Annotated in this window: 19 protein-coding genes; 9 read left to right on the forward strand and 10 right to left on the reverse strand. The window is 55.2% G+C overall.

Annotation, left to right across the window (positions count from 1 at the left end; all coding sequences use genetic code 11):
• Positions 1–106 precede the first annotated feature (106 nt).
• From AC1RWL_RS19660 to AC1RWL_RS19675, 4 genes are all read right to left on the reverse strand, one after another.
• On the reverse strand, positions 107–610 hold the full coding sequence (locus tag AC1RWL_RS19660; protein ID WP_493096270.1) for a hypothetical protein: 504 nt from the start codon (positions 608–610) through the stop codon (positions 107–109).
• A 34-nt stretch (positions 611–644) separates the two neighbouring features.
• Entirely contained in the window at positions 645–1418 is a 774-nt protein-coding gene (locus AC1RWL_RS19665) for an NAD kinase (protein ID WP_492649666.1), read from the reverse strand.
• A 126-nt stretch (positions 1419–1544) separates the two neighbouring features.
• Positions 1545–1739, reverse strand: coding sequence for a hypothetical protein (locus AC1RWL_RS19670; protein ID WP_493096269.1), 195 nt, complete (start codon positions 1737–1739; stop codon positions 1545–1547).
• Between the two features lie 114 nt (positions 1740–1853).
• The gene (locus tag AC1RWL_RS19675; protein WP_493096268.1) at positions 1854–2345 is read right to left on the reverse strand and encodes a hypothetical protein; all 492 of its coding nucleotides are present in this window, start codon (positions 2343–2345) and stop codon (positions 1854–1856) included.
• A 651-nt stretch (positions 2346–2996) separates the two neighbouring features.
• Here AC1RWL_RS19675 and AC1RWL_RS19680 point away from each other — a divergent pair.
• Complete coding sequence (locus AC1RWL_RS19680) at positions 2997–4922, forward strand: tail fiber domain-containing protein (protein WP_493096267.1); 1926 nt, start codon at positions 2997–2999, stop codon at positions 4920–4922.
• Between the two features lie 307 nt (positions 4923–5229).
• Here the strand turns inward: AC1RWL_RS19680 and AC1RWL_RS19685 are convergent, their stop codons facing one another.
• Positions 5230–5946, reverse strand: coding sequence for a helix-turn-helix domain-containing protein (locus AC1RWL_RS19685; protein ID WP_493096266.1), 717 nt, complete (start codon positions 5944–5946; stop codon positions 5230–5232).
• A gap of 313 nt (positions 5947–6259) precedes the next feature.
• Here AC1RWL_RS19685 and AC1RWL_RS19690 point away from each other — a divergent pair, with 313 nt between their 5' ends.
• From AC1RWL_RS19690 to AC1RWL_RS19705, 4 genes are all read left to right on the forward strand, one after another.
• Complete coding sequence (locus tag AC1RWL_RS19690) at positions 6260–6724, forward strand: hypothetical protein (RefSeq protein ID WP_493096265.1); 465 nt, start codon at positions 6260–6262, stop codon at positions 6722–6724.
• 144 nt (positions 6725–6868) lie between these two features.
• Positions 6869–7552: a VapE domain-containing protein gene (locus tag AC1RWL_RS19695; RefSeq protein WP_493096383.1), complete on the forward strand. Its 684-nt coding sequence runs from the start codon at positions 6869–6871 to the stop codon at positions 7550–7552.
• Positions 7553–7611: 59 nt separating this feature from the next.
• A complete protein-coding gene (locus AC1RWL_RS19700) occupies positions 7612–8577 on the forward strand; it encodes an IS1595 family transposase (protein WP_493096264.1) in 966 nt (321 codons plus the stop codon).
• Positions 8578–8582: 5 nt separating this feature from the next.
• Positions 8583–8816: a hypothetical protein gene (locus AC1RWL_RS19705; RefSeq protein WP_493096263.1), complete on the forward strand. Its 234-nt coding sequence runs from the start codon at positions 8583–8585 to the stop codon at positions 8814–8816.
• On the opposite strand, the gene AC1RWL_RS19710 is transcribed toward AC1RWL_RS19705, so the two are convergent.
• Positions 8806–10356, reverse strand: coding sequence for a GmrSD restriction endonuclease domain-containing protein (locus AC1RWL_RS19710; RefSeq protein ID WP_493096262.1), 1551 nt, complete (start codon positions 10354–10356; stop codon positions 8806–8808). The genes AC1RWL_RS19705 and AC1RWL_RS19710 overlap by 11 nt on opposite strands.
• 94 nt (positions 10357–10450) lie before the next feature.
• Here AC1RWL_RS19710 and AC1RWL_RS19715 point away from each other — a divergent pair, with 94 nt between their 5' ends.
• Together AC1RWL_RS19715 and AC1RWL_RS19720 are read left to right on the forward strand one after the other, a co-directional pair.
• Positions 10451–10903 (forward strand): VapE domain-containing protein, encoded by a 453-nt coding sequence (locus AC1RWL_RS19715; RefSeq protein ID WP_493096261.1) that lies wholly within the window; start codon positions 10451–10453, stop codon positions 10901–10903.
• 16 nt (positions 10904–10919) lie between these two features.
• On the forward strand, positions 10920–11066 hold the full coding sequence (locus AC1RWL_RS19720; protein WP_493096260.1) for a hypothetical protein: 147 nt from the start codon (positions 10920–10922) through the stop codon (positions 11064–11066).
• Between the two features lie 35 nt (positions 11067–11101).
• Here AC1RWL_RS19720 and AC1RWL_RS19725 read toward each other — a convergent pair whose 3' ends face one another.
• Together AC1RWL_RS19725 and AC1RWL_RS19730 are read right to left on the reverse strand one after the other, a co-directional pair.
• On the reverse strand, positions 11102–11440 hold the full coding sequence (locus tag AC1RWL_RS19725) for a helix-turn-helix domain-containing protein (RefSeq protein ID WP_493096259.1): 339 nt from the start codon (positions 11438–11440) through the stop codon (positions 11102–11104).
• Positions 11421–11807 carry a type II toxin-antitoxin system RelE/ParE family toxin gene (locus AC1RWL_RS19730; RefSeq protein ID WP_493096258.1) on the reverse strand — a complete coding sequence of 129 codons (387 nt, stop codon included), beginning with the start codon at positions 11805–11807 and terminating at the stop codon, positions 11421–11423. Before AC1RWL_RS19730 ends, AC1RWL_RS19725 begins: the two co-directional genes overlap by 20 nt.
• Positions 11808–12043: 236 nt before the next feature.
• On the opposite strand from AC1RWL_RS19730, the gene AC1RWL_RS19735 reads away from it, so the two are divergent.
• Together AC1RWL_RS19735 and AC1RWL_RS19740 are read left to right on the forward strand one after the other, a co-directional pair.
• On the forward strand, positions 12044–12316 hold the full coding sequence (locus AC1RWL_RS19735) for a hypothetical protein (protein WP_493096257.1): 273 nt from the start codon (positions 12044–12046) through the stop codon (positions 12314–12316).
• A 14-nt stretch (positions 12317–12330) separates the two neighbouring features.
• Positions 12331–12519 (forward strand): hypothetical protein, encoded by a 189-nt coding sequence (locus tag AC1RWL_RS19740; RefSeq protein WP_493096256.1) that lies wholly within the window; start codon positions 12331–12333, stop codon positions 12517–12519.
• A 193-nt stretch (positions 12520–12712) separates the two neighbouring features.
• On the opposite strand, the gene AC1RWL_RS19745 is transcribed toward AC1RWL_RS19740, so the two are convergent.
• Positions 12713–12931 (reverse strand): hypothetical protein, encoded by a 219-nt coding sequence (locus tag AC1RWL_RS19745; RefSeq protein ID WP_493158451.1) that lies wholly within the window; start codon positions 12929–12931, stop codon positions 12713–12715.
• Positions 12932–13350: 419 nt separating this feature from the next.
• Positions 13351–13578, reverse strand: coding sequence for a hypothetical protein (locus tag AC1RWL_RS19750; RefSeq protein ID WP_493096254.1), 228 nt, complete (start codon positions 13576–13578; stop codon positions 13351–13353).
• Positions 13579–13848: the final 270 nt, after the last annotated feature.

Below are 13848 nucleotides of genomic sequence, written 5' to 3' on the forward strand. Positions count from 1 at the left end.
CAAATTCAGGGTGTGCCATGGGGCGTGTATCCTCGGGTCAAGCCCGAGGATGACGGTGGGGAGGAGAGGTCATCATCACAATAAGCCGGTGCCTCGGCGCCCGTTTTCAGTTGGTGGCCCGCTCGATCTTGATGTCGCCGAGATCGTCGATCAGCACCGTCCAGCTTTCCGGCTCGGCGGCCTTCGGGTCGGTCTTCAGGTAGACGGTGGCAAACAGGCCCGGCTGGGTGGTGATCCCTGTCGAATTTTCCGGCCGGATGTCCGTCACATAGGGCTTCATCGCTGAAAACTCTTCCAGTACCGTCGAGGACGCGATCTTCGGGCCGGTAGCGGTCGCCTCGATTTGCTGGAGATGGACCTCGGCCGTGCCGTCCGGCTGGCGCACGGCGATCAGCTTGTAGTAGCCGCGGCGCATCTCGGCCGGTTTTGCCGCAACGGCGGTGTCCTGCTTGGCGGCTTCCTCGCCCGCGTCCTCGACCGGCTCTTCCCAGAAACCGGTGCTGACGACGAAGGTTATGGTTTCCGCGACCGGCGGCTCGCCTTCCGCCCAGGCGGGCGCTCCGGCGAGAAACAGCAGGGTGAGGGCGGTGGCAAGTGCGTGCCGCGTCATGGCAAAACTCCTGTCCCGAAGCTGGGTGACAGTGTCAATAATCGAACTGTTCGGCAAGAATCCGGTCGGACCAGGAATGATCCGGATCGGACAGGATGCGCGCGGAAAGGCCGGCCGATTCGGCGATGCGCACCGAGGTCACGGATTTCACCTCGGTATTGTCGGCGACCGCATTGACCGGCCGCTTCTCCGCCTCCAGCACCTGGATGTCGACCGTCACCTTGTTGGGCAGCAGCGCACCGCGCCAGCGGCGGGGCCGGAAGGGGCTGACGGGCGTGAGCGCCAGCAGCGGCGCCTCCAGCGGCAGGATGGGGCCATGGGCGGAAAGGTTGTAGGCCGTGGAGCCGGCCGGCGTCGCCAGCAGCAGCCCGTCGCAGATCAACTCCTCCAGCCGCACCCGCCCGTCGACGCTGACCCGCAGCTTCGCCGCCTGGTAGGACTGGCGAAACAGGTAGACCTCGTTGATCGCCAGCGCCCGGCGCTCCAGGCCGCTCGCATCGTTGGTGATCATCTCCAGCGGCCGGAAGGCATTTTCCGCAGCACCCTCGATACGGTCCAGCAGGTCCTTAGGGTCGTAGCGGTTCATCAGGAAGCCGATGGAGCCGCGGTTCATGCCATAGACCCGCTTGCCGGTGTTCATCGTGGTGTGCAGCGTCTGCAGCATGAAACCATCGCCGCCGAGCGCCACGATGACATCGGACTCCTCCGGATCGGCATTGCCATAGATCGACACCAGCTCATCGCGCGCTTCCTGCGCTTCGGGCGCCTGCGAGGCGACGAAGGAGAGGGAATTGAAATTACGCGCCATGCCGCCTATCCGCATCCTTTAGAGAAGCCCTGAGCGCGCCAGGCGCGCAGGGCCGGTCTTTGTCGCATGCCTTTACGGCATGCGCATCTGAAAAATATGACAGTCTCGTTGTAACGGGCGTGCCCGTCAGGCCTTGGGCGCTCCGGCCCGCGCTTCCATCGCCTTGAGCGTGGCCTGGCCGGCGGCAGCCGCCAGCATCGGATTGGCGAACGGACCCTTGACCGGATAGGTGACGCCGCGGAAGGTGAGCGTGAAGAAGTACTTTCCGTCGATGCGCTTTTCGACCGTTACCTTCGAAACCGCGTCTTTGCCTGCCGCCACGTCCATACCTCCGCAAAATGCTGCCGCGCCGCTGCCAGCCCTTAGGGCATACCGGCCTTGTCATGAACGCCTATAGGCCAGTCCGCCCGGCGCGGCAAGAAACCCCGCAAAGCGTCAGCCGAATGCCGCTTGAACCTTGGGGTTCGGGTGATTTTGGAGCCGCAGGGCGGCAAAGGGATTTGGGCCTTTATACAGGATGTCGATTTGCGAATAGGTGATGTTGTCGAAGTAGATCAGCTCCTTAACCCAACTGCCGTTGGATATGTCATCTTCCTTGAAGGAGCTGGCGCCTGGTTGCTTCAGGAATGAAAAAACGAAGCAATGGGTCGCGCTGTTGCGATATTTCTCTTCCTCGAAGAAAAGCAGGGTGAAGGCTTCGCTCGGGCAAAGCGTCTGCTGGACCGGATTGAGATATATGCCTTTCTTGGCCGCCGGTCCTCTCCGGTCCTTCTTCGGCGTGGCATTGATCTTGCCGGCCGTATCGATGCCGGTATGCCCTTCCTGCGATGTAACATGAATGTAGATCGGCTTCCCGTTCCAGCTCCCCGTATTCAGCCGGGCATCCAGAAGCGTATCCTTCCCTCCCGTCGGCCTCCAATTGCCCATCGCGCTCTCCTTTGCGTGGCCTCACACGGATTTCTAGGTGAGGATGGAGCAGGTGCATAGCGGTGTTGGAGGACAACTTTCAATCATAGTTTCGTTTTTACGTTGCGGAGCGAACGTCAAATTGGCGTCGACCGCGATTCTAAAGATCGACCAACAAGGTGATTGGTTTGGCAGGCCGGCCGAACAAATTCACAGCGCTCTCTTAAAGAGTTTCGTTCCGCGCAAGCACTCGGATGGATGCCCCGGCGTTATACATCAGAACCCTAAAGACGGGTGGGATAGGAAGATCCAGCGGGGAAAATCCATAGCAAGGTGGCCCACTCATGTGGCTCGGCCCGGCCCCGATAAATGAGCTCGCGATTAGCCCGATGCAGTGCACTGAAACGCGCGTTACCTACATCTTGGCGATCTATTGACGATCCCTCCTGTGAGATTCGTCCGTCGCTCCAATTTTCAACCCGTCATTAAAAATCGGAGCATGAACGTCCCCGCCTCATCAGGCGGCTGTAAATTTCATGAGCGATCAGACCTTGGGCTGGAAAAGCCAGCAAGTGGGTTTTCGCGTCTAAGAGCGACCAATCTTCAAACGTCGCTCGCTCTTGGAATTTGGAAGCAATAGTGCCTCGGCACGTTTGTAAAGGACTTTAAAACATGCCCTTGATCAAGTCTCTTCTCGACTATAGTGGCGTCGGCGACGGCACGACGAACAATAACACGGCCTTCGCCGCCATGGCCGCGGATGTCGGTTATGTCGTCTTTCCCGAGGGCGTCTATGCCCTCAGCACGATGACGATTGACGTACCGATCTTCTTCCTGCCAGGCGGCGCGGTGACGACGGGTTCTGGCCAGACGATTACCATCACCAATCGCATCGACTCTCCCAAGCAGCATTCCTTCCGCGGCGCGGGCAACTACAAGCTCCGCATTGACGGCGAGATTGGCGAAGACAGCAAGATCGTACATGCGGCGTGGTTTGGCGTGTTCCCTGTGGGCGCAACGGCCTCAAGCGCACTGGTGACGGCGGCGCTCAACAAGGCGCTGTCCATCTATCAGGGGCAGGACCGCGAAGGCATTTTCGAACTTGATGTCGGCAGCTACTATATTGACGGCAAGATTACCATTCCGCGTGGCATCCATCTGCGCGGTGCAGGCACACGCCGTACGATCTTCGACCTGAAGGGGCAGGGTTACACCGCCCTCGAAGCCGCAGGCGATGCCGTCCGCATCACGGGCGTTCAGTTCGAACAGCACCCCGACGAGCAGGGCGCGCGCACGGGCATCCTCATCGATATGCTGGAGCACCTCGGTTGCTCCGTCGAAGATATTCGCGGGTGGGGAACGCATACCATTATCAAGGCGGCGGGCAATGACTTCACGGCTAAGCAAGTGTCCGCAGTTTGGAACTATGGCGCAGCGCCCGGAGCGGGCAGCTCGTTGATCTGGCTGGCTGGTGGCAGCCGCCACGTCATCGAAGATATCGACGCTGACGGCACCACGTATGGTCCGGAAACCGTCGTCCTGATCGGCAACGGCAATGCTGCGTCCATGACGGAAATCCGTGTTTCCGGCGTGAAGACGACGGAAGATGCAGTACCCGTCCGGATCAAAGCGGCGGTCGGCGCTATCAGCATGGTGAATATTAGTGACGTTATTGGCGTTCCGTCCAGCGCGGCCGACGCAGGCGTGTCGATTGAGAACACGGGCGCTGCCGCTGTGTCCGCCATCGTCATCAACGGAGTGACCGGCAACTCGGGCCTTACGTCACTTGTCAAAATGCGTAATTCGGGCTCCGGTTCGATCCGCTATGTTTCGGTGGACAACGCCGCAATCTACGGTTCGACGGGTTACGGTGTCCGTCTGGAACGTACGGCGGGTACACTGGCTGACATCTGCATCGGCGGAGGTGTCAACGCCATTGCGCGCTCGGCTCCGTTGTCGATCAGCGGCACGACGTCGAACGTCTTTGCGCCTGCTTACATGAGCGGTGGTGGAACGCCTCCGGCTGGCAATATCGACGCTGATAACATCGGCATCAATGTGGGCGGCAACGTCCACTCGAATTCCGGCGAGCTTGATTTGCGTGGCGCAGCGGGTGCGGGTGTTCGTATCCGCACCAACGGCAATGCAACCTCGCTCGTTGTGCCGAGCGGTGGCGTATATGCAAACACTACGGCGTCATCCGCGAACGTTACTGTCACGGCGGGTAACGTTCTTGGGCGCTCCACCTCGTCGGCCAAGTACAAGACCGATGTCGAGGACCTGGACAAAGCGAATAGCGATCTGATCACCAAGCTGCGCCCTGTTTGGTATCGTTCGAAGTGCGCCGGCGACAATCCTCAGTGGTCCTACTACGGGCTGATCGCGGAAGAGGTTGCGGAAGTGGATCCGCGCCTTGTTCACTGGCGCACGAACGAAACTGTCTTCGAGGATGTTGATGGCAACGTTGAGGAAATCGTCGTTTCCTTAGCAACGCCGGTTGCCGAAGGCGTTATGTATGAACGGCTTGTACCACATCTGATTGCCAAAGCGACGGAACTCGACAAGCGCTTACTTGCTCTGGAACAGCCGAGGGCTTGAAGGCCCGATGATCAATTCCATTGATTAGTCGAAAGAACCGCGCCCCGACAGGGCGCGGTTCAACAATCTTATAGCTGAGGTCGATTGTTTAAAGAGCAGGCAGGAGAGTTTCTTGCCGAGCGTCAGCGTGGCCAATAGGTGGAATGGATGCAATCTAAAGCAATCTAGCGGCCTGAAATAAAATTAAAAACTTCAGGAAAATGGTGCCCCCACCAGGACCCGCTTTAAATCCGGTAACGTATCGCAAAATAGTCAGAATTCAGAACGTCGATCTTGGGCGATACCGTAGTTTGATACCGTAGGTCGATCAGCGGCCAGACAACTTGCTGAAGTCTTTGATTATCGGAAGCTTGTCGTCCCCGACGTGGAAGACACCGCGCTGGAAATCAAGATCGAGTTCAGTAAATCCACCCCGTGCGTGCCCGTGCTTTTGCAAGACGTCGCCGTCGATCCGATAGATGTCGAAATTGCTCAGAGCGAGGCCGCTGCCGGCGACGAGCAGAACGAGGCGATCCTGGTCCGCTCGGCTATTCAGCGCGAGTTTCACCTTGTCAATCTTCGGGGCATACTTCACTTCCACAAGGTACGATTTGCCGCCCACGATCGCCTGGAAATCAAATCCCTTGTCGGCGGTGTCGGGGAAGGCGATGTTGCCCCCTGAGAGCTGGAAGAGGCCGGCGATAAAGTTGACGGCGCCGTGAGCCATGGCGTTTTGCCGCTTCTTCTCGCGAACTGTCTGCGTGGGTGTTATGCCCAACGACAGCCAGGCTTCATCGACCTCGAGCGCTTGTGCGACCTTCGCCATGATTTTTGGACGCGGGCGGGCCTCGCCAGCAAACCATTTGCGCACCGCTTCCGGGCTGACCTTTTCGTTGAACTTAGCCAAGAGCTCATCGCGCAGCCATCTCTGGCGGCCGTGTCCGGATGGCGCGTGCGCGTGGTTCTCGCAGGCCTTCTCGATGCGGATGGCGAAATCCTTGTCGCGAATTACGCGCGGTGCAGTCTCACTGGCTTTCGCGATCATCGGGGTCCTCAATTAATTCAACTCGATGTTGAAGATATAAATAAGGACTTCGGCGCGATGTCAACAAATTAGGGGGAAATCAAGAAAAAAACCCTAAATAGGTGAAATACACTTTAAGTAGATAAATAAACCGTGTGTTTATTTATGACAACTGTGCTGAAGTGGGCCGAATGTGTCTCAGAATGAGACGGGTATATTAGTCGTTCGATTAACGGAAAACACCAATAATACCGTCCGGATTGACTTCCCAACCGTGTGCCGTTTTGTGTCAAAGCTAGTAGCGCTGGGGTTGAAGCGCGTTGGAGGAATTACTATGGCCGTGATCAAGTCAAACGCTGAGCTATCCCTGTTCTTGCTCTCGAATTACCAGAACGTCGTATTTTCGACCGGTATGGTCACGTTCTCGGTGGCAGGCACGGACCCGAATGCTCTCAATTCCACGACAGTTAATTATACCGGCACGTTTACGAATGAGAACGGTATCATCTCCGGCACCATCACGGAAATCAACTGGATTTTCAGAGCGGACTCAGACAGCGAAAACGAGGAGAGAAGGGTAACCTTCAACGGCGGTGTTGAATTGGAAGATCTCGCCGCGTTGCAGAAGTCGGGGCACATCGGCGTTCAACTCCTTATGGCAGGTGGAGATGATATCTACGACATCTACAAGGGCTACGGCGGTGACGACCGTTTTCGATGTTGCCGTTCAGTTTCTCGATTGCAGCTTCGAGGCTCATGGATGTCTCCGTTCAGGGTTGGACGCTTCCGTCATCGGTAACGTTGGGCAGAATAAAACACGGCGGGTTGATTATGTCAACTGTTTGTTGAATTTGAAATCCAACTCGGCTACGGTGGCCTCATCAACCTCATGGAGAATTTCGCCAAATGACGAATCTGGAAGACCTGTTCGGTTTTGAAGACGATGGTCGACCAGATGCGCGCGGCGCAGTATGACCTTGAGGCCATTTTCGACGACGTCGACGACTCCGACGATATGGCGAATACACCAAAATCTGCGGTCAAAAGCGAGTTCGACGACCTGTTCGACGACACGCCGAAAGAAAGTTCGAAGGCGGAATGGTTGACTGACCTGGAGACCGACAGCGCGGGCCTCATCAAGCCGACCCTTCCCAACCTCGCCATCATCATCCAAAACGACCCGCGCCTGAAGGGCGTCGTGGAGCTCAACGATTTCATCCAGGAGCCGGTGTCGCGGCATCCCATTCGATCGAACATGAAGATCATTCCTCGGGTCGAGGTGCTGGATCGCTTCAATGGCGACATGTGGACGGACCGGCACGACAATATGGTGAGGGCAATGATCGAGGCGCCGCACGGGAAGGGGAAGCCCGGATACGGCATGAAGGTGACGGACCGGGACCTGAAGTCGGCGATTGATCTCGCGGCCGCCAAGCGCGCCTTCCATCCGGTAAGGGACTTCCTGCGCGATCTGAAATGGGATGGCATCCCGCGCATGGAGCAGCTCTTTGTCAAATACCTGGGCGCGCCCGACACCGCCTACACCCGCGCCATCGCGAGAATGATGATGATCGGCGGCGTCACGCGCGTGTTCGAACCGGGTCACAAGTTCGACTTCGTGGCCTAATATTATACTTGCCGTACCCAAATCCTTGTGATACAAAATAATCACAAGGAGTTAGGCTAATGTCCATTCTTTCAGACCGCCACTTTCACGATGAAGCCGTAGCCTACCGTTTTGTTGAAAAGCGCGTTTGGCCGAATGGCCCGGTTTGCCCGCATTGCGGCGGTGTCGAGCGTATCAGCGCAATGAAGGGTAACAGCACCCGCATCGGCACCTATAAGTGCTATCAGTGCCGTAAGCCCTTCACCGTAAAGGTCGGCACCATCTTCGAAAGTAGCCATGTCAAACTTCACCTGTGGCTTCAGGCAATCTTCCTCATTGCTTCTTCCAAGAAGGGCATTAGCTCCAACCAGCTTCACCGCACCTTGGGTGTCACCCTGAAGACCGCGTGGTTCATGTCACATCGCATCCGCGAGGCAATGCGCGAAGGCAAGCTTGGGCCGATTGGCGGTGCAGGAAAGACCGTCGAAGCAGATGAAACCTATTACGGCAAGAAGTCCGGCCCAAGTCCGACCGCCACCACCACTGGCAAGCCCTTCACCAAGGGAGGAAAATCTGGACCGTCACATAAGCGCGCTATCCTTGGCCTTATCGAGCGCGGCGGCAACGTTCGCACCTTCCATGTCGCGCAGGCGAACAAAGAAAACGTGGCGGAACTTGTTAGTCAGAACGTGGCTGTGGAAAGCGTACTCTACACCGATGAAAGCCGCCTCTATGAGGTTGTCGGCAAGACCTTCTCTGACCATCAGTCAACCAAGCATTCAGCGAAGGAATACGTCCGCTACGAAGGCGACAAGGCCATTCACTCCAACACCATCGAGAACTATTTCTCGGTCTTCAAGCGCGGTATGCGGGGCACCTATCAACATTGCGCCGAAAAGCACCTGCATCGCTATCTTGCTGAGTTCGATTTCCGCCACAACCGCCGCGTTGGCCACGGCGTGAACGACGAGGCCCGCGCTGGCTTGATCCTTGACGGGGTAGTTGGCAAGCGGCTCACCTATGAAACGACTAGTGCAAGGGGGTAAGCCCTATGGCATCGAAAAGCCAAGCAAATATCGGTCAAGACAACGGACAATCGTCCGAGTCCCGACCATCCCTATCGAAGAAAAATCGGGCGAAGAACGGCAAGGCTGGCTCTTCGAAGATGACGGATAAAGAGCAATCCGAGCGGTTTAAGGAAACCGCTCGGATGCTCGGTGCAGAGCATGATGATAAATCGTTCGACCTAGCTATCAACGCCGTTATTCCACCTATCAAGCCTTGAAGCCGCTATTGCAATAGGGGTGAGACAGTTGCGCGTTGCCTGGATTCGCATCACCTCCATCTTCCCTGCGTTTAATGTGATCCGTTTGTATGGAGTTTCGATGCAGGAGGCCGCCGCATATTCCGCACCTAACCCCATTTTGCAGCAGTTCAGATACAAACGTCGCGGTCTTAACCTGTCGATTAAATCGGCCTGAGGAATTCGTTTCAGCGCTTCGAATAGGTGCTGGAGTGGCGAAAAAGCTAAATCTGTTGTCGCTAGACAAGCTTTCGATGATTTCTGCACTTTTCTTTCCGTCAAAAAGTCCCTGCATCGAAGTCTCTAGGAAAGTTTCTAAAGCCGGGCGGCTTCTGTGCCCAGCACCTTGGCGTTTCACGATGAGGGTAAAGGCTTCTTTATAGGTAACCAAGAATTCTTCGAATGTACGACGCACTTTTATGAAGTCATCCAACTTATTGCGATCAATTAACCTGTTTATCACCTGCATTACGGCGAGAAAGGCTATAGGCTGGAACGCGCCGCCTCTTGTATAAAAATATACCAGCGGATGAAGCCCAAGGCTTTGGGGCTGGCTTGTCGTAATTCTTTCTACTCTTTTTCGGACCTCGTTTATGAAGCTTACGGTTTGGTTGCCTTCGTCATCCTTTGGCAGCGGGTCTTTAGGTCCGATGTTGTTTACTAGGCTGACGAGATCGAAAACGAACGGCAAAGAGCTGTAACCCCGCCCACCGACGGGAACGTCAGAAGTTTTGATTGGCAAGCCGCCCATCGGGGGCAAATACAATGCATCGTGAATGGCTTTTCCTGCCTCCACGATTTTTTCCTGAGTTTCTTTGGGGAAGCGCTCCCAATAACTGTGTCCCGTTCCCCCTCGGTTAATTGCGCGTGTGGCAATAGCCACTGCTGAACTGCGTGAACGCAAGATGCGTTTCTCGACCGGATCAACCGGCGTTGGCGCTTGGTTTATCTTGAAGAAGGAGTTCTCAGCGCCTGCGGCATCGACGGCCGGAACCCACTGAGCGATAAACGAGTTGGAATTCATCATTCCAAGTCGTTCCTTCATCTTGTCCGTCAAAAAAGGAGTACGATTTGCGTCCAAGTATGAAGCATAGGTGCCAATTTGTTCATCGACCAGCCTTCTAGTTTGTTCAGCAAGCTTCAGTTGCTCCTCGGGAATTTGGTTCTGAAAAAAATTCAATGAACGCGAGCGATCTCCATAGTCATCATATATCCAAGAGAGCAAAGCACTGACGCGATGTGCGCCGTCAATCACAAATACATATTGCCCAGATCGCCAAAGAATAATTGCCGGGATTAGGTCCCCATCTAGGAAAGCAGCTATAAGCTCGACTATTTTTTGAGGAGTCCAATTCGAAGTCTCCCGTTGAAAGTCTGGCTTTCGCAAGCTTTGAGCAAAAAAGTCGTCTTTTAACAGGCCAAAACTGATTGTACCGGTCGGGGTTCCTTTAGATGGTGCTGACGCGGCAGCGAAATCCTCCCTTGGAATCAAAGCATCCAAGTTTACTCCTGCCAAAGCCATGTCTTCCGCTCCCCAGCAAAACTGTTCGTGCCTAGTCATAGCTTAGACAGCTCCGTTTCGCCAGATGGGTACGGCAAGTATAATATTGGGCTTCGTGGTGATTCTCGAAGGCCTCCAGGGCAAGCGGAAATCCACCTTCATCAAGACGCTGGCGAAGAACTGGTTCGTTGAGCTCGAGGGCGACCTGCACGATCGCAAGCAACTCGTCGAGAAAATGCAGGGTGCATGGATCCTCGAAATCCCGGAACTCTCCGGCTTCGGCAAGGCGGAAATCCAGGCGATCAAGGCTCTTTTTTCTGCCGACCACGACAAGGTCCGCCTTGCCTATGACAAGCGCGGAAAGCTCTTCAAGCGCCAGTGTATTTTCATCGGCTCAACGAATGACGCGGAATACCTGCGAGACCCGACGGGCGGCAGGCGCTTTTGGCTGATCGTCTGCAACGTTGATTCGATCGACATCAGTTCGCCGAAACGAAGTGTCCCTCATGCAGATATGGGTCGAATGCCTCGCGAAGCCGCGCGACCAGTACAACGAGACCATGTCTAGGACCTTGGGGAAAGCCATGAAGCTCATCAAGGAGTGGACGCCGGTCGGTGTGAGGGTAGGGGCTTATGGGAAGCAGCGGGCCTATCGGAGAGATGGTTCGATCGGTGGCCCGCTGGAACCGATCTTCAATATTCCGAGCGAGCATGATGATCTCGGAATATAAAATCAACAAAATGTTGATGGTGCGGGAATGAGAACTCAGCCAAATGCGGCTACGGTTACACTCCCGCGCGGGCCTTCAGAGTCACTGAGGCGAACATCGATGTCGATGCCCAGCTCAGTGAGATAGTTGACCAAGCGATCAATCGTGAACTCATCGAGTTTGCCACGAGTAATCTTAGAGATCCGAGCCTGATCCGTTTTCAGGATGGCAGCAGCTTCCTTTTGGGTAAGCTTGCGTTGATTGATCCGAGCCGAAATGTTGCGAGCGATATCGATTTTGAGCCGATCCTTGGAATCCAATTGGATTCCAAGGTCTGCAAAAATGTCGCCCGAACCTTCGACGATTTTCACGTCGTCAAGTTTGTTGTCGACCATTTCTTCGCACCGTTTTCCGTTGAATCGTTTCTAAATAATCTTGTTCAGCCTGGCTGAGGCGTTGCCTGATCAAATCCAGTTCGTGTTTTGGCGTAGCCCGCCCCCGAACCGATTTCTTTTTAAACGCGTGGAGAACGTAGATAGTTTCTCCAAACCGGACCGTGTACACCGCTCTGTAAGTATCTCTGTTGAAATTTGAGATCACTTCCAGCACGCCGGCCCCGTTAAAGCCCAGCATCGGGGTTACGTTGATGGCCCGTGAACCACATTCGGCCGTATAAATTGCAAAACCAATTTCTTGCCGCACTTCTTCTGGAAATTCTTTAATTGCTTCCAGAGAAGAGCCAACGAAGTTTACTTTGTTCATGTGACTGATTTCCTTTTCGAGTCGAGGTTGTTTTTCGTAAGGTCATTGGTCCGGTTCCTTTGCTGTGGAACTCCTTTCGTTTGCTACACGAGAGGAGGCCGGCTCTTTCTAAGCAGGCACATGAAATATGTAGGATTTGGCATACGTTGTCAAGAGCGAGATGCTGAATTTGGCATAATCAACAGAAAGTTGAATTTATTCTACGATGATGGTAGTGTGTGTTATCAACATGAGGAATGATCAATGACGAACCCCTACGAGGTCTTGGGTGTAGCCACGGACGCCACGACGACATCAAACGCGCCTACCGCCGGGCGGTAAAGAAGGCTCTGCGTCATACGCTCGGCATCACGCAAGCTCATATCGCTGATGCGATCGGCTTAACACTGCGCGGCTACCAGAACATTGAGGGCGGCCAGTCGCCGTTCAAGGACATCCATCGCTACGCAATTCTCTGGGCAATCAACCATGGGAAACTAGCATACGCGCAAGAGTGGTCGCATCATTGAGGTTGAAGAGTGCGATGCTAATCGACAGACGCTACTTTTTCAAACGCATCGGGGAGGCCGACGAGCGAGCGAAGGATCGTGAATTCTGGTCGGCCCTCGCAATGTGGCAGTGGCGCGCCGATTGGCGGCGTGCGAAAGAAGCAAATAGCTGGGCGGAGCTCGACCGCCTTGATCGCCAATACGAGATGATCACCAGCATATGACCGGCTCAGGTCCCAATTCCTGGTATCGAAAGATGCGTCAATGCACGGAGAAGGTCGCCTACTTCTCCGAAGACGAGGCTCGCCAAGCCATGGAAAGCGTTCAGACCCGGCTTCCGACTGCCGCTGTGTATGAATGCCGTATCTGTGCCCATTGGCACTGGGGCAACCGTCAGAAAGCCAAGGGCGAGCAGCCCTAAGAAGCGATCCGCAGCTTCGTGTTCTCGAAGTCGAACGACTGGCATTCCTGCACGATGTCATCCACCAGGCTGCGCGAGGGCATATCGCATATATAGCCGCCATCATCTGGCCCAGAGCTGGTGCGCCCCATCAGTGGGATCGCAGAAAACTTCAGCCCGTTTCCGAAACGCATGCTGAGTTCCGGCCCAACCGGCTTGACCTCACGCAAATCCACGACCTTGAAGTCGTAGCCAGGGAAGTCTGCTGTAAGTGGTGCTCGAGGTAGGGCGACTTCTCGACGACATCTTCATTGAAATCGCGGGGCGGCATAATCATGAAAAGGGAAACAGGGCGCGTCATGTGCAGATCTTCGTTCTCTTTTCGTTCTAGTTGAATTATTCCGGATTGTCGAGTCGTTGCACGGGCCGGGGTCGTTCCCGCGGACGGGCTCGCTCAGCGCTACGGGGGCTGATGATCGGGTAACAGAGCGTGTCGCAGAAATCACATTTGAACCTCCGCCCGATCGCATTGCCGTCGGGCGGAAACTTCGTCATGTCGATCTCTACCTCTCGCTCACACGGGCCGCAGAAGACGATGCAACGCAGGTCCATGGCGATCATGCCGGCCCAGGTCCCATTAGAGAGGCGAGGTTTATCAGTCATCCGCCTTATCCTGCGTTGAAATTTTATCAGCAGGTTCCCCGTCGATTTTCCGATCGATCGGACGCGCTTCATATTCCACGCGCAGCCCGTGGAAATCGACCACAAACTTTGCTGGATCAAGCGACAGAATTGCTAAGCAAATGGAGACCAGGAAGAAGGCTGCGGCAGCGACTATGGCCGACACACCCAACCAACGGTCTCCGACGAACTTCAGGTTCATCGTCGACTCCATCGCGGTCCACAGACCGCTCCAAGAACGCCATCATGGCGCTCCCATCAGGTTGAGGTGTATCCATAGTTCACCAAGCTTGCCGGTATGTTTCCCCGATTACGAAACATGGTTCCAGCAACACTTAAACCATTCGGACACGGTTCAGATATTGGCATCAAGGTAACATACAATAAATTGGTCAGCGTTTGATCATCATGTGACCAGTTTATTGTATGCTGATCGGTGTGCACCGGGCCTTCATTAAATGGCCACTGTGGA

Source organism: Shinella sp. GW821-FHT10F02 (assembly GCF_058809275.1).

What these genes read in the sequence shown, in the direction of transcription:
- AC1RWL_RS19660 (WP_493096270.1), bottom strand. Translation starts at nt 610, where the DNA reads ATGACGCGGCACGCACTTGCCACCGCCCTCACCCTGCTGTTTCTCGCC.
- AC1RWL_RS19665 (WP_492649666.1), bottom strand. Translation starts at nt 1,418, where the DNA reads ATGGCGCGTAATTTCAATTCCCTCTCCTTCGTCGCCTCGCAGGCGCCC.
- AC1RWL_RS19675 (WP_493096268.1), bottom strand. Translation starts at nt 2,345, where the DNA reads ATGGGCAATTGGAGGCCGACGGGAGGGAAGGATACGCTTCTGGATGCC.
- AC1RWL_RS19680 (WP_493096267.1), top strand. Translation starts at nt 2,997, where the DNA reads ATGCCCTTGATCAAGTCTCTTCTCGACTATAGTGGCGTCGGCGACGGC.
- AC1RWL_RS19685 (WP_493096266.1), bottom strand. Translation starts at nt 5,946, where the DNA reads ATGATCGCGAAAGCCAGTGAGACTGCACCGCGCGTAATTCGCGACAAG.
- AC1RWL_RS19690 (WP_493096265.1), top strand. Translation starts at nt 6,260, where the DNA reads ATGGCCGTGATCAAGTCAAACGCTGAGCTATCCCTGTTCTTGCTCTCG.
- AC1RWL_RS19695 (WP_493096383.1), top strand. Translation starts at nt 6,869, where the DNA reads ATGGTCGACCAGATGCGCGCGGCGCAGTATGACCTTGAGGCCATTTTC.
- AC1RWL_RS19700 (WP_493096264.1), top strand. Translation starts at nt 7,612, where the DNA reads ATGTCCATTCTTTCAGACCGCCACTTTCACGATGAAGCCGTAGCCTAC.
- AC1RWL_RS19705 (WP_493096263.1), top strand. Translation starts at nt 8,583, where the DNA reads ATGGCATCGAAAAGCCAAGCAAATATCGGTCAAGACAACGGACAATCG.
- AC1RWL_RS19710 (WP_493096262.1), bottom strand. Translation starts at nt 10,356, where the DNA reads ATGGCTTTGGCAGGAGTAAACTTGGATGCTTTGATTCCAAGGGAGGAT.
- AC1RWL_RS19720 (WP_493096260.1), top strand. Translation starts at nt 10,920, where the DNA reads ATGAAGCTCATCAAGGAGTGGACGCCGGTCGGTGTGAGGGTAGGGGCT.
- AC1RWL_RS19725 (WP_493096259.1), bottom strand. Translation starts at nt 11,440, where the DNA reads ATGGTCGACAACAAACTTGACGACGTGAAAATCGTCGAAGGTTCGGGC.
- AC1RWL_RS19730 (WP_493096258.1), bottom strand. Translation starts at nt 11,807, where the DNA reads ATGAACAAAGTAAACTTCGTTGGCTCTTCTCTGGAAGCAATTAAAGAA.
- AC1RWL_RS19735 (WP_493096257.1), top strand. Translation starts at nt 12,044, where the DNA reads ATGATCAATGACGAACCCCTACGAGGTCTTGGGTGTAGCCACGGACGC.
- AC1RWL_RS19740 (WP_493096256.1), top strand. Translation starts at nt 12,331, where the DNA reads ATGCTAATCGACAGACGCTACTTTTTCAAACGCATCGGGGAGGCCGAC.
- AC1RWL_RS19750 (WP_493096254.1), bottom strand. Translation starts at nt 13,578, where the DNA reads ATGAACCTGAAGTTCGTCGGAGACCGTTGGTTGGGTGTGTCGGCCATA.